This is a genomic window from Stenotrophomonas panacihumi, assembly GCF_001431645.1.
GTDB lineage: Bacteria > Pseudomonadota > Gammaproteobacteria > Xanthomonadales > Xanthomonadaceae > Stenotrophomonas_A > Stenotrophomonas_A panacihumi.
In genome coordinates, this window is record NZ_LLXU01000094.1 from 1 (window position 1) to 13,718 (window position 13,718).

13 protein-coding genes and 1 riboswitch are annotated in these 13,718 nt (G+C 70.7%); of the genes, 1 reads left to right on the forward strand and 12 read right to left on the reverse strand.

What is annotated here, in order from left to right:
• Window positions 1-394: 394 nt before the first annotated feature.
• On the forward strand, window positions 395-2,095 hold the full coding sequence (gene ybaL / locus ARC20_RS12240; protein ID WP_057647512.1) for a YbaL family putative K(+) efflux transporter: 1,701 nt from the start codon (window positions 395-397) through the stop codon (window positions 2,093-2,095).
• 9 nt (window positions 2,096-2,104) lie between these two features.
• Here ybaL and ARC20_RS12245 read toward each other — a convergent pair whose 3' ends face one another.
• The 12 genes from ARC20_RS12245 to btuB all read right to left on the reverse strand — a co-directional run bounded on the left by ARC20_RS12245 (window position 2,105) and on the right by btuB (window position 13,028).
• Window positions 2,105-2,992: an AraC family transcriptional regulator gene (locus tag ARC20_RS12245; protein WP_057647513.1), complete on the reverse strand. Its 888-nt coding sequence runs from the start codon at window positions 2,990-2,992 to the stop codon at window positions 2,105-2,107.
• 85 nt (window positions 2,993-3,077) lie between these two features.
• On the reverse strand, window positions 3,078-3,803 hold the full coding sequence (locus ARC20_RS12250; RefSeq protein WP_057647516.1) for an adenosylcobinamide-GDP ribazoletransferase: 726 nt from the start codon (window positions 3,801-3,803) through the stop codon (window positions 3,078-3,080).
• Entirely contained in the window at window positions 3,800-4,366 is a 567-nt protein-coding gene (locus tag ARC20_RS12255) for a histidine phosphatase family protein (RefSeq protein WP_057647517.1), read from the reverse strand. The genes ARC20_RS12250 and ARC20_RS12255 overlap by 4 nt, the downstream gene beginning before the upstream one ends.
• A complete protein-coding gene (gene cobT, locus ARC20_RS12260) occupies window positions 4,363-5,406 on the reverse strand; it encodes a nicotinate-nucleotide--dimethylbenzimidazole phosphoribosyltransferase (RefSeq protein WP_057647519.1) in 1,044 nt (347 codons plus the stop codon). Before cobT ends, ARC20_RS12255 begins: the two co-directional genes overlap by 4 nt.
• Window positions 5,403-5,924: a bifunctional adenosylcobinamide kinase/adenosylcobinamide-phosphate guanylyltransferase gene (gene cobU / locus ARC20_RS12265; protein ID WP_057647522.1), complete on the reverse strand. Its 522-nt coding sequence runs from the start codon at window positions 5,922-5,924 to the stop codon at window positions 5,403-5,405. Before cobU ends, cobT begins: the two co-directional genes overlap by 4 nt.
• Complete coding sequence (locus ARC20_RS12270; protein WP_057647524.1) at window positions 5,917-7,410, reverse strand: cobyric acid synthase; 1,494 nt, start codon at window positions 7,408-7,410, stop codon at window positions 5,917-5,919. Before ARC20_RS12270 ends, cobU begins: the two co-directional genes overlap by 8 nt.
• Window positions 7,407-8,390 (reverse strand): threonine-phosphate decarboxylase CobD, encoded by a 984-nt coding sequence (gene cobD, locus ARC20_RS12275; protein WP_057647526.1) that lies wholly within the window; start codon window positions 8,388-8,390, stop codon window positions 7,407-7,409. The genes ARC20_RS12270 and cobD overlap by 4 nt, the downstream gene beginning before the upstream one ends.
• On the reverse strand, window positions 8,390-9,316 hold the full coding sequence (gene cbiB, locus ARC20_RS12280; RefSeq protein WP_057647533.1) for an adenosylcobinamide-phosphate synthase CbiB: 927 nt from the start codon (window positions 9,314-9,316) through the stop codon (window positions 8,390-8,392). The genes cobD and cbiB overlap by 1 nt, the downstream gene beginning before the upstream one ends.
• A 28-nt stretch (window positions 9,317-9,344) precedes the next feature.
• A complete protein-coding gene (gene cobO / locus ARC20_RS12285; protein ID WP_057647528.1) occupies window positions 9,345-9,962 on the reverse strand; it encodes a cob(I)yrinic acid a,c-diamide adenosyltransferase in 618 nt (205 codons plus the stop codon).
• The gene (locus ARC20_RS12290) at window positions 9,959-10,558 is read right to left on the reverse strand and encodes a hypothetical protein (RefSeq protein WP_057647530.1); all 600 of its coding nucleotides are present in this window, start codon (window positions 10,556-10,558) and stop codon (window positions 9,959-9,961) included. Before ARC20_RS12290 ends, cobO begins: the two co-directional genes overlap by 4 nt.
• 3 nt (window positions 10,559-10,561) lie before the next feature.
• A complete protein-coding gene (locus ARC20_RS12295; RefSeq protein WP_057647532.1) occupies window positions 10,562-11,149 on the reverse strand; it encodes a hypothetical protein in 588 nt (195 codons plus the stop codon).
• 16 nt (window positions 11,150-11,165) lie between these two features.
• A complete protein-coding gene (gene btuB / locus ARC20_RS12300) occupies window positions 11,166-13,028 on the reverse strand; it encodes a TonB-dependent vitamin B12 receptor (protein ID WP_057647536.1) in 1,863 nt (620 codons plus the stop codon).
• Window positions 13,029-13,155: 127 nt separating this feature from the next.
• Window positions 13,156-13,388: riboswitch (cobalamin riboswitch) on the reverse strand.
• Window positions 13,389-13,718 lie beyond the last annotated feature (330 nt).

Here is a 13,718-nt window from a genome sequence, read left to right on the forward strand (position 1 = left end):
CGTCTTCCATCCTTCCAACTTCAACCTTGCCTTTGCTCTTCCGGTTGCGGCTGAAGCCGCTCGTGCGTTGGCGCGCCTTGGGCACCGGCTTTGGCTTGTGTCGTCCGGTCGAGGGGATCTGGAGGGTCTGCGGGGGGGGGGCCCTTTCGGGACCGTTGGCGACATGGATGTCGCCGACGAGCCCCCAGGGATGGGTTCACGGCGTGTCCCGAAAGGGCCCCGCCCCCGCAGGCCGTGCAGGGTTCCCTGCAAGCCGACCTACATCGAAGGCCAACAAACCACCACCAAGCAGCACACCAATCCAGCCGGCCGCAGGCCAAAAAAAGCCCCCTCTCTGTTTGCCACCCACCGCATTCATCAGCGAAACTCGAACCCCAAGTCCCCGTTCGAGCCGATGCACCACGACACCAGCCTCATCGACATCATCGCCGTCGGCCTCGCCGTCGCCTTCATTCTTGGCGCGCTGGCCAACAAACTGCGTTTGTCGCCGCTGGTGGGTTACCTGGTCGCCGGCATGGTCGTCGGCCCCTTTACCCCGGGTTTCGTCGCCAACCAGGACCTCGCCAACCAGCTCTCCGAACTCGGCGTCATGCTGCTGATGTTCGGCGTCGGCCTGCACTTCTCGCTGGAAGACCTGCTGGAAGTGAAGTGGATCGCCATCCCCGGCGCCGTCGTGCAGATCGCCGTGGCCACCCTGCTCGGCTGGGGCCTGGCCTGGACCATGGGCTGGCCGTGGCTCAATGGCCTGGTGTTCGGCCTGGCCCTGTCCGTCGCCAGCACCGTCGTGCTGCTGCGCGCACTGGAAGAACGCCGCCTGCTGGAAACCCAGCGCGGCAAGATCGCCATCGGCTGGCTGATTGTCGAAGACCTCGTGATGGTGCTCGCCCTCGTGCTGCTGCCCGCGCTGGCCAGCGCCATGGGCGGCGACCACGGCGGCGGCGGGCTGGCCATCGCCATGGCCGTGGGCTGGACGCTGCTCAAGATGGCCGCCTTCGTCGCCGTGATGCTGCTCGTCGGCCGCCGCGCCATTCCGTGGATCCTCGCCCGCATCGCCGCCACCGGCTCGCGCGAACTGTTCACCCTCGCCGTGCTGGCCATCGCCCTGGGCGTGGCGTTCGGTTCGGCCACGCTGTTCGGCGTCTCCTTCGCGCTGGGCGCGTTCTTCGCCGGCATGCTGCTCAACGAATCGGAACTCAGCCACAAGGCCGCCAACGACTCGCTGCCGCTGCGCGACGCCTTCGCCGTACTGTTCTTCGTCTCGGTGGGCATGCTGTTCAACCCGTCCATCGTGATCGAACACCCGTGGCAGGTGCTGGCCACCTTCCTCACCATCACCGTGGGCAAGTCGGTCGCCGCGTTCTTCATCGTGCGCGCGTTCGGCCACCCCACCGGCACCGCGCTGACCATTTCGGTGAGCCTGGCGCAGATCGGCGAGTTCTCCTTCATCCTCGCCGGTCTCGGCGTGGGCCTGGCGATCCTCCCCGAGACCGGGCGCGACCTGATCCTCGCCGGCTCACTGCTGTCCATCATCGCCAACCCGTTCCTGTTCACCTGGCTGGACCGCTGGCAGGCCAAGCAGGCGCAGGAAGCCCCGCAGCCCGCGGAAACCGACCTGCCACCCGGCCCGCCGCTGCCCACCGAAGGCCATGCCATCGTCATCGGCTACGGACGCGTCGGCAGCGCGCTGGCCCCGCTGCTGCGCGACCGCGGCGTGCCGGTGCTGGTGATCGACGACAACCGCGACCACGTCGAGCGCGCGCACGCCGCCGGCATCCCGGCCATCCGCGGCAGCGCGGCGGCCGACAAGGTGCTGGCCGAGGCGCACCCGCAGCGCGCGAAGATCGCCGTACTGGCGATCCCGCAGCCACTGGAAGCCGGCGAGACGCTCACCAAGCTGCGCGCGTTGAACCCCACGCTCACGCTGCTGGCGCGCGCGCACAGCGACGCGGAAGTGAAATACCTGCTGGAGCACGGCGCCGACGGCGCGGTGCTGGCCGAACGCGAGCTGGCGCATTCGCTGACCGAGATGATCCTCTCCACCCCGCCCTACCGCGCCCTGCGGCAGGTACCGCCGGCACCGACCCCGGCGGCCTGAGTCGCGCGGTTACGGGGCGAGCGGCACGTAGAGGTCGGCGCGCAGGATCGGCGCCGGCACTTCCTCCGGATCATCCAGATAGTGGTGGAACACCGGCGCGTCGCGCAGTTCGCGGCCGCTGCCGGGCCACCACTCGGCGAGCAGGCGGTCCAGCGCATCCTCCAGGCCTTCGTACGGACCTACGTGGCGCAGCACCGCATGTTCGCCGCCGCCCAGCGTGCGCAGCGACATCGGCGCCGGCGGCATCGCCAGCCCATCGCCGAACGCCATCGCGCAGTCGAACAGGTGTTCGCGCGGCGCCACGTCGCGATGATCGACCAGCGGCACGCCCACCAGGCGCTCCAGGCGTTCGCCCAAACCGGCCTGCATCGCCCAGCCGAACAGCCGGCCGAAGCCACGATCCAGGTCCTCGAACGCGCCGCGCTGGCGTAGCACCACCACCTCGAACGGCGCGACGTCCTGGACGGTGACGCGCAAGGGGGACGCGGCGGCATCGCGCACGGCGACATCGGGCCCGGCCAGGCGCTGCAGCAGCGGGGTGACCGCATAGGCGTCGCCGCGCAAGCTGGCCGGCGTCACGTCCAGGCGCGCGCGAAATACGCGTGCCAGCGCCTGCGGCGAGTCGTATCCGGCGGCCATCGCGGCCTCGGTCACGCTGGCGCCTTCCCCCAGCCGCCGCAACGCCACGCTCAATCGCAGGCGCGCGACCGTGTGGCCCACCGTCTCGCCGGTGAGCGCGCGATAGATGCGGTGGAAATGGAACGGCGACAGATGCGCGATGGCGGCGAGTTCTTCCAGGTCGGGCAAGGACGCGTGCGGCGGCTCGATGCGCTCGCGCAGGTGGGCGACGACGCGTTCGATGCCAAGCGCATGGCGGTGCAGGACGGTCTGGCGCATGGGGCGGCTCCGGGTGGGTGTGCGCGCACTGTGTCCCTCGCCGTGCGCGCGCGCGTTACCGATCTTGCGCGATGCGCGCCAGCCGCTACAACGCCAGCGCCACCAGCACCGCGACCTCGACCGCCTCGGCCAGCGCGCCGCAGGTATCGCCGGTCATGCCGCCGAGCCGGCGCATGCAGGCACGGCGCCATAGCCAGAACACCGCGAAGACCACCAGCAGGGCGATCACCGCACGACGGCCGACGCAGGCCACCAGCGCAAGCGTGGCCAGCAGCGCAAGCCCGCAAGCCAGCCGCGAGGCACCCGCCAACGGGGCGCCCATGCCACCCGTGCGTACGTACGGCGTGGAGAGGAAGGCGGCGGTCAGCGCGGCGCGGCCGAGCAGCGGCGCGAGCACCAAGGCCGGCCACTGCGCCGGCCCAGGCAGGCTCGCGATCGCGGCGAATTTCAACAGCAGCACCAGCACCAGTGCGGTCACGCCGGCCGGGCCGCTGCGCGGGTCCTTCATGATGGCCAGCGTGCGCTCGCGGTCGCCCATGCCACCGATCCACGCATCGGCGGTATCGGCCAGGCCGTCCAGGTGCAGCCCGCCCGTCAGCCATGCCCACGCGGCCACCACGAGGGCGGCAAGCAACAACGGCGGACTGTGCTGCAGCGCCCACGCCAGCGATGCCAGCACGATGCCGACGACCAGCCCGACCAGCGGGTACCAGGGCAATGAGCGTGCCTGCGCGCCCTCGCGTGCAAACACCCCTGCCGGCACCGGAATGCGGGTGAGGAAGCCCAACGCGACGAGCAGTCCGTCGATCATGCGTCCGCCGGTGGCCAGGCAAGCGGGTGCAGCGAGGCATGCGGTACTTCGATCTCGACCATCTGCCCGAACGGCCGCCCTTCGGCGATGCAGCGCAGCGCGCGGATCGCCCCGCCATGCGTCACCACCAGCACGCGCCGTCCGCTGCCCGCGTGGTCGGCGGCGATCTGGTCGAGCGCGGCGGACAGCCGGCCGCGGAACGCGGCGAACGGCTCGCCGCCCGGTGGCGGATGATCGACCGGGTCAGCCCAGAAGCGCCCGAGCGCCGGACCGGCATCGCGGTCGATGTCCTCGATCGGCACGCCCTGCCAATCGCCGAAGTGGTATTCCATCAGGCGCGCGTCCAGGCGCAGGGGCAGGCCGCGCTGGGTAGCCAATTCAGTGGCGAAGGCTGCGCAGCGTTGCAGCGTGGAGGACACCACGGCATCCCAGGTGCCCGTCGCGGCGGTCGCACGCAGTTGGGCCCAGCCCTGCTCGCTGAGCGGATCGTCCAGTTGCCCGCGGTAGCTGCGCTGGCCGGTATGACCATGGCGCAGCAATTCGATGAGGGGTTCGCCCGTCATGCCTCGGAGACTCCTGCTTCCTCGAACGTTGCCATCTGCGCGTGCAGCGTGCAGGCCATCCGCAGCAAAGGTACCGCCAGCGCCGCGCCGCTGGCTTCGCCCAGCCGCAGGCCGAGGTCGAGCAGGGGTTCGGCGCCGAGCGTGTCCAGGACGGCCCCATGTCCGTTCTCCTGCGAGCGGTGCGAGAACAGCAGCCACTCGCGCACGCCGGGCTGCAGGCGCACGGCGACCAGCGCGGCCACGCTGACGATGAAGCCATCCACCAGCACCGGGATACCTGCATGCGCGGCGGCCAGGCACGCGCCGGCAAGCGCGGCGATCTCGAATCCGCCGAGCCGGCGCAGCCATTCCATCGGTGCGTGGTCGCCGGCATGCCACGCCAGCGCGCGGGCGATCACCGCGGCCTTGTGCGCGACGCCCTGTGCATCCAGCCCGGTGCCCGCGCCCACCAGCCATTCGGGTGGCTGGCGCAGCAGCGCCGAGGCCAGCGCGGCGGCGGCGGTGGTGTTGCCGATACCCATCTCGCCGCCGATGTAGAGCTGCGCGCCGGCCTGGCGCGCGGCGGCGACGCTGTCGGCACCGGCCTGCAACGCGGCGGCGAGTTGTTCGTCGCTCATCGCTGGCTGGCTGCAGAAGTTCGCGGTCGAGGTGGCGATGCGCGCGCGGCGCACGGCGGGCATCGGGCCGATGTCATTGACCGTGCCGAGATCGACCACCTCCAGCCGTGCATCGAGCGCGCGCGCCAATACCGAGATCGCCGCGCCGCCGCGGGCGAAGTTGCGCAGTATCTCGCCGGTCACCGCCTGCGGAAATGCCGAGACGCCTTCGGCGGCGACACCGTGGTCGCCGGCGAACACCGCGATCCATACCGTATCGACCTGCGGCCGCACCCGCCCCTGCAACGCGGCCAGGCGGATGACCAGCGGCTCCAGCCTGCCCAGCGAACCCGGCGGCTTGGTCAGGCGTGCCTGCCGCGTAGTGGCGTCGCGCGCGGCGGCGGCATCCGGCCGCGCCGGTTCGGCATCCCACCACGCCGTCACGGCGCCGCTCCCTTGAGCCACAGCGGCAGCCCGGCGACCACCAGCGCCACGCGCGTGCACTGCGCTGCCAATGCCTGGTGCAGCCAGCCGGATTCGTCGACGAAACGCCGGCTCAGCTCGCCCATCGGCACGATGCCCTGCCCCACTTCGTTGCTGACCAGCAGGATGCGGCCGGGCAGCGTCGGCAGCACGTGCAGCAAGGCGTCGCGCTCGCGCTGGAAGCGGCTCGCGTCCGCCTCGCCGAGCAGGTTGCCGAGCCACAACGTCAGGCAGTCCACGATGATGCAGCGGTCCGGCGCGGCATGGACGCGCAGCGTGGCCGCCAGCGCCAGCGGCTCCTCCACGCATTCCCAGCGCTGCGGACGGCGCGCACGGTGGTGGGCGATGCGGGCGGACATCTCCGCGTCGAGCGCCTGCGCGGTGGCGATATAGGTGACCGACAAGCCACTGTCGGCGGCGCGTTGTTCGGCCAGCGCGCTCTTGCCGGAGCGGGCGCCGCCGAGGATCAGTTCATGCATGGGGCGTCATGTTCCGTGGTGAAGGAAGCGGCAGGTCCAGCAGGCCGGACAATGCCGCGGTATCGAGGTGGGCTTCCACCATGTCGGCGAGGCGTTCGAGGGTCTGTTCGCGCAGTGCCTCCAGGTCCAGCGGCTGCGCGTCGGCCAGCCCGGCCCAGCGCAGCAGCGCGGCCAGCGCTTCGGGCGCATCGAAGACACCGTGCAGGTAGGTGCCGATGACCTGGCCGTCGGCGGAGATCGCGCCATCGTGGCGACCTTCCTCGAGGATCGCGAAGGGACGCTGCAAGGCCGCGCCTTCGCTCACGCCGCAGTGGATCTCGTAGCCGCGCACGGCGACGTCGGCCAGGCGCATCCGGCCGTGCGTGGTACGCAGCTGCTTCCCGGCGGCGAACGTGGTGTGCATGTCCAGCCAACCCAGGCCTTCGCCGTGGCCGGGCGCGCCGTCGCGGCCGTCCGGGTCGCGCAGCGCGTGGCCGAGCATCTGGAAGCCGCCACAGATGCCGAGCAGGCGGCCGCCATAACGCAGGTGGCGGGCGATCGCCGCGTCCCAGCCTTGCGCGCGCAGCCAGCCAAGATCGGCGCGGGTGGATTTGCTGCCGGGCAGGATGACGAGATCGCACGCGGGCATCGCCTCGCCGGGCCCGAGGAAGCGCAGTTCGACCTGCGGATGCGCGGCCAGCGCGTCGAAATCGGTGTGGTTACTGATGCGCGGCAGCGCCGGCACCACCACGCGCAGGCGGGCCTGCGGCTTGGCGGCCTGCTCGCGCGGCAAGGCATCCTCCGCTTCGAGCCGCAGGCCATGCAGGTACGGCAGCACGCCGAGCACGGGCTTGCCGGTCTCGCGCACCAGCCAGTCCAGCCCGGGTTGCAGCAGCGCGAGGTCACCCCGGAAGCGATTGATGACGAAGCCCGCCACGCGCGCGCGCTCGGTCTCGGACAGCAGCGCCAGCGTGCCGACGAGATGCGCGAACACGCCGCCGCGGTCGATGTCGGCGATCAGGATCACCGGGCAATCCACCGCCTCCGCATAGCCCATGTTGGCGATGTCGTTGGCGCGCAGGTTGATCTCGGCGGGACTGCCGGCCCCTTCCACCATCACCACGCGATGCCGCGCCACCAGCCGCGCGTGCGAGGCCATCACCGCCTCGCGGGCGACGCGCTTGTAGTCGTGGTAGGCCACCGCGTCGAGCGTGGCGGCGACGCGTCCATGCAGGATCACCTGCGCGCCCGTATCGCTCTGCGGCTTGAGCAGCACGGGATTGAAATCGGTATGCGGCGCCAGCCCGCAGGCCTGCGCCTGCACCGCCTGCGCGCGGCCGATCTCGCCGCCGTCGGCGGTCACCGCGGCATTGAGCGCCATGTTCTGCGGCTTGAACGGCGCCACGTCCACGCCACGGCGGTACAGCCAGCGGCACAGCGCGGCGACCAGCGTGCTCTTGCCGGCATCGGAGGTGCAGCCCTGCACCATCAGCACGTTCGCGCTCATGCGGCCAGTCCGCGCAGGGCGTTATCGAGGCGATCGAATGCCGCGTCGTCGGGCGGCAGGCCGAAGCGCAGGCTCGACGGCGCGTCGAACAGCCGGGTCAGCACGGCGCGTTGCTGCAAGGCTTCGTGCAGCTCGGCGGCACGCGGATGGCGGCACCACTGGAAGAAAGCGCTGCCGCCGTCGGGCGGCAAGCCGTGCGCGCGCAGCAGCGCAGCCAGCCGCTGCGAAGCGGCATGCAGGCACGGCCGTGCGGCCTGCTGCCAGGCATGATCGGAGAGCGCACCCGCCACGGCCCAACGCGTGGGGCCGGTCAACGTCCACGGACCGAGGCGTTCGCGCAAGGCATCGAGCAGGGCCGGCCACGCACACACGAAGCCGGCGCGCGCGCCCGCCATGCCGAAGAACTTGCCGACCGAGCGCAACACGACGAGGCCCTCGCCGCCCGCTTCAGGACACAGGCTGCGTTCGGGCGTGGCATCGATGAAGGCCTCGTCCACCACCAGCCAGCCGCCGCGCGCCGTCAACATGGCGTGCGCACGGCGCAGCACATCGGCGGCGAAGTGGTCCCCGCCCGGATTGTTGGGATGGATCAACACCAGCACATCGAAGGCATCCGTATCGGCCAGCAGCGCCTGCGCCGGCGCGGTGACCACCTCGTGGCCCGCGCGTCGCCACGCATGCGCATGCTCGTTGTAGCCCGGCGCGATGACACCCACCCGGCTGCGGGCGCGCAACAGCGGCAACGCCTGGATGGCCGCCTGCGAACCCGCCACGGGCAACAGCGCCCGGGCGCCGTAGTAGGCGATGGCGGCTTCCATCAATCCATCCTCCTCCTCCGGCAGCCGGTGCCAGGCACTGGCCGGTACCGCGGGCACCGGCCACGGCCACGGGCTGACGCCGGTGGACAGGTCGAGCCATTGCGCCACCGGGATACCGGTGCGCTGCGCGGCACGCAGCAGGCGTCCGCCATGTTCGAGCATCAGGTGGTGCCTCCGAGGCAGGCCACGGCGAGCGCCGCGCACCACAGCGCCGCACCGCCACGCACCAGCCACACGGCGCGGCGCACGGTGTCCGCGCTGGCCGGTGCGCCCTCACCCAGCGCCGGCCGCGCCTGCCACTGCCCGTGATACGGCGCCGGGCCACCCAACTGCACGCGCAGCGCGCCGGCACCCGCCGCCATCACCGGACCGGCGTTGGGGCTCTTCCATGTCGGCGCCTGGGTGCGCCAGCAGCGCAGCGCCGGCGCGGTGGCACCGAGCAGCGCATACGTCAGCGCGGTGAGGCGCGCGGGAATCCAGTTGAGGACATCGTCGATGCGCGCCGCCGCCCAGCCGAAGCGCAGGTAGCGCGGCGTGCGATAGCCCCACATCGCGTCCAATATGTTCGAGAGCCGGTAGAGCACCGCGCCGGGCGCGCCGAGCAGCAGGCCCCAGAACAGCGCGGCGAAGACCGCATCGCTGCCGTTCTCCAATACCGATTCGGTCGCCGCGGCGGCCACTTGCCGCGCATCGAGCGCGCCGGTATCGCGGCTGACGATGCGCCCCACCGCCTCGCGCGCGGCCGGCAGGTCGTGCCGCGCCAACGCCGAAGCCACGGCCTGCGCGTGTTCGCCCAGGCTGCGCAGACCGATCGCGGCATACAGCGCCAGCGCGGCCCACGCCGCCGCGGCCCAGGGCGACCAACGCCACAGGGCCCATTGCACGACAGCCGCCACGCCCACCCACGGCAGTACCGCCAATGCCCACGCGAGCACGCCGGCCGCGCGATGGTCGCGGTAAAGGTGGTCGGCCAGCCACTGCGCCCAGCGCCCGAAGCCGACCAGCGGATGCGCGCGCTTCGGTTCGCCCAGCAACACGTCCAGCAACAGCGCGCCCGCGCCGGTGGCCAGCAACGGCAGCAGGCTCATCGCCATGGGGCCGGGCGCTTGCGCATGCTCAGAGTTCGATGCCCTTCTGCGCCATGATGCCGGCCTTGAACGCATGCTTGACCATGCGCATCTCGGTAACGGTATCGGCGGCCTCGATGAGCGCATCCGGCGCGCCACGGCCGGTGATGACCACATGCTGGCGCTCGGGCCGCGCACGCACGGCGGCGATCACCTCATCCAGCGCCACGTACTCCTTCACCAAGGCGATGTTGAGTTCGTCCAGCAGCACGAAGTCGTAGTCCGGATCGGACAGCATGCGTCGCGCCACCTCCCAGGCGGCCTGCGCGGCGGCGATGTCGCGCGCGCGATCCTGGGTTTCCCAGGTGAAGCCCTCGCCCATGACGTGGTAATCGAGCTGATCGGGAAAGCGGCGGAAGAACGCTTCCTCGCCGGTGGCAAAGCTCCCCTTGATGAACTGCACCACGCCGCACTGCAAGCCGTGGCCCAGCGAGCGCGCCAGCATGCCGAAGCCCGAGGAGCTCTTGCCCTTGCCGTTGCCGGTGTTGAGCACGAACACGCCGCGGTCGATGGTGGCGCGGGCGATGCGGCGGTCGATGAGTTCCTTCTTGCGTTGCGCGCGCTCGCGGTAGTGCGCGTCCTCGTCGCGAGGCGGGGTGTCGTTCATGCCAGGGCTCCGTCGGGGCGTCGCGCGGCAAGCCGCTGCGCGATCGCGACCAGCGCCATGCCGACGGCGACATAGCCCGCCATCGTGCCGAGCGAGCGCGGGTAGTAATGCGGTACGCGGGCGAGGAAGCCGGCGAGATCGGCCTGCGGGTAGTGGCCGGAGAAGAAGTAGTAACCGCCCTTGGAGAGCACGTAGGCCACGGTGGCCGTCGCCACCAGGGCCAGCGCCAGGCGCGGAATGCTGCGCCAGCTGCCGTCGTGCAGGCGCCGCGCATACACGTGGCCACCCAGCCACAGCGCGGCATAGGCAAACGCCAGTGCCCAGTACGCCGGGGAGATGCACCAGTCGGTGATGGTGCCGGCGGCGAGGCTGCCGATATCCAGCGCGCTGGAGAGCAGGAAGAACACCGGCAGCGTCCACATCGGCCGCAGCAGCGCGCCGGCGAGGAAAAACACCGCCCACGAAGCGCTCGGCAAGGCGTTCACCGAGGCGAAGTGCTGGCCGCGCGTGCAGATCATCAACGCGGCGAGCAACAGGCCGGCGATCCATTGCGCCGCGGGAGTCGGGAGCGGCAGCGGGCGCGAGGTCTCGTTCATCGCTCAGCCCCGCGCCAGCCGCGCGCGACGTGCGCCACGCAGGCGGACCAGCGCGTACTGCAGCGCCAGCGCCACGGCGATATAGGTGGCGGTGGTGCGCACGAACAGCGGGCCCCACTGCCCGGCACGGGCGACATACTGGCTCCAGTTCGGTTCCGGGTAGCGCCCGCCGAACCAGTAGAACGCGCCATTGGAGATCAGGAACGAGACGGCAGCCGCCGCCACGCCCACCAGCCAGACCAGGCCCAACGAGGCCAGCCCGCCTTCGCGCCGCGACGATACCCAGCGCCCCGCCTGCCACAGCACGAAGTACGAGAACAGCAGCGCGTAGTACGCCGGGGTGACGCAGTAATGCTCGAAGAAGCTCATCCCCTGCTGGCGGATCGCCACGTAGTCGATGAGCACCGCCACGCCCAGCAGCAGGGCATACAGGGCGTAGCGGCGCAGGTAGAAACCGCCGAGGAAGCACACCGCCATCGTCGCATCCGGCAGGTGCAGCCAGCTGCCGACATGATGGAAGCGCGTGGCCGTCATCACGATCAGCAGCGCGATCAGCACCGCATGCGCGGCGGGACGTGGCAGGCTCTTCATCGGCGGTTCTCCCGTGTTACTGCGCCGGATGGTAGCGCAGGGTCAGCTGGTAATTGCGGCCGGGCTGGGCGTACCAGCGCGCGGTTTCGTACTCGCGGTCGAACACGTTGTTGGCCGACAGGCTCAGCTTCCACGCCTCGGCCAGCTGCCAGCCCACGCGCAGGTCGAGCAGGCCGTAGCCGGCCAGGCGCGCGGTGTTGGAGAGGTTGTCGTAGCGCTCGCCCGAGCCGAACACGCTGGCCCCGATGCTGAAGGCGCCGAAGCTGCGGTCGGCATCCACGCGCCCGCTCTGGCGTGCGCGGCGCTGCAGGACGTTGCCGTGGTTGGTATTGCCATCGGCGCGCGGGTCGAGCCAGGTCAGCGTGGTCTGCAGCTGCCAGCCGGCCAGCTCGGTCGACACGATGCCCTCGGCGCCGCGGATGCGCGCCTTGTCCACGTTGTTCGGCTGGCCGAACGGATGGGCGTCGTCGACGAGGTCGGCGTCGTAGGCGATCAGGTCATCCACGCGGGTTTCGAACGCACTGAGCGACCAGTGGCCCCAGCCGTGCTCGCCGCGCAGGCCCAGTTCGGCGCTGCGCGAGGTTTCCGGCCCGAGGTTCGGGTTGCCGTAGCCCGGGTAGTAAAGCTCGTTGAAGGTCGGCGCCTTGAACGCGGTGCCATAGCTGGCGGTCAGGCGCAGGGCGTCGGTGAAGTTCCAGCCCCACAGCAGGCTGCCGGTGTTCTTGCCGCCGAACTGGCTGTTGTCGTCGCGGCGCACGCTGGCCTGCAGCGACTGGGCGCCGAAGGCCTGCTGCCACTGCGCGAAACCGCCGCGGTTGATGCGGTGGTCGGCATCGTAGGTTTCGCTGCTCTCGATCTCGTCGCGCTGCCAGTCGAAGCCGACGGTCAGCAGGCCGGGGCCGGCGTCGATGTCGGCCTGCAGCGAGCCGACCTGGCGGCGGGTATCGAAGGTGGAGGAGTACACGCCGTCGAGGTAGGTGTCGCTGAGTTCGCTGCTGGTGCCGGCGCTGGCGGTGAGCTTGACGGCCTCGGTGGGGGCATAGCGCACGCGGCCGCCGACGACCTGCTCCACGCCCTTGGACAGGTTGTCGACGCTGCCATCGTATTCGTTGCGGCTTTCGGCGCGCATCGCGTTGACCTCGGCATCCCACTGGCGGTTGAAGCGCCAGCCGCCCTGCACGCCGAGCGAATCGTTGCGGTAACCGTCGCGGTCCGGGTCGTAGTAGCTGGAGGCGGTGTTGGTGTAGGCGTTGATGCCGTCGGTTTCGTCATGCACGGCCTGCACCGCATACCAGCCGCCGTATTCGCCGAGGTCGCCCTGGCTGCGGCCGGAGAGGCCGGCGCTGTAGCGGCGCGCGTTGTCGCTGCCGACGCTCAGCGCGACATTCGGCTCGAACGGGCCGCGGGCGCGGCGGGTGAAGATCTGGATGACGCCGCCGATGGCTTCCGAGCCGTAGAGGCTGGAGAACGGGCCGCGGACGATCTCGATGCGGTCGATCTGTTCGACCGGGATGTCCTGCAGCGCGGCGCCGCCGGAGGTAGCCGAGCCGACGCGCACGCCGTCGATCAGCACGACGACATGGTCCGATTCGGTGCCGCGCAGGAACAGCGAGGTAGCCTTGCCGGCGCCGCCGTTGTTGGCCAGCGAGATGCCGGCTTCGCCGCGCAGCAGGTCCGGCAGCGATTGCGGCTGGCGGCGCTCGATGTCGGCGCGGTCGATGACGGTGACCGGGGCCAGGGCCTGGTCCTGGGTCTGGGCGGTACGCGAGGCGGTGACGACGACCTGGTCCAGGTCGCGGGGGGCTTCGTCGGCGAGGGCCGAGGCGGCGGGGAACAACGAACAGGCCAACGACGCCGCCAGAACATGGCGACGGGACAACGACACATGGCGATGCACTGAAACACTCCTAGACCGCGCCTGCCCGCGCGGAAACGATGGAAAACGACAGGCGGAAGGAGGGTATGGTGGTGACGGGGAAGGCCCGGCCCCATGACATCGCCCACCGCATGTCACGCCGCTCCGGGCCGGTATCCGGGCTCGCGAGCGCGGGCGGAAGGTTCCGCCTGCCAGTCCGCGCCTTCCCATGCATGCAGCTGCACAGTGGCTGTGTTGCGGACCTTCTCTCGCCTACCGTTGCGGGGGCAGCTCCGGGATTGACACCTCGTGGTGTCGCACCGGATTCCCGTTTAAACCTGCCGCGCTTTGGCGCGGTGGGTCACCTGGGGCGGGCGAATGATAGCGGGATTTTTTGGCCTGCGGCCGGCTTGGTGGGGTTTGTGCTTGTGTTTTTTTGCTTGGCCTTCGATGTGGGTCGGCTGCCTGTGGTCTGCGCGCGGCCTGCGGGGCGGGGGCTATTTCGGGACACGCCGTGAACCCATCCATGGGGGCTCGTCGGCGACATCCATGTCGCCAACGGTCCCGAAAGGGCGCCCTCCCCGCAGACCCTCCAAATCCCCTCGACCGGACGACACAAGCCAAAGCCGGTGCCCAAGGCGCGCCAACGCACGAGCGGCTTCAGCCGCAACCGGAAGAGCAAAGGCAAGGTTGAAGTTGGAAGGATGGAAGACG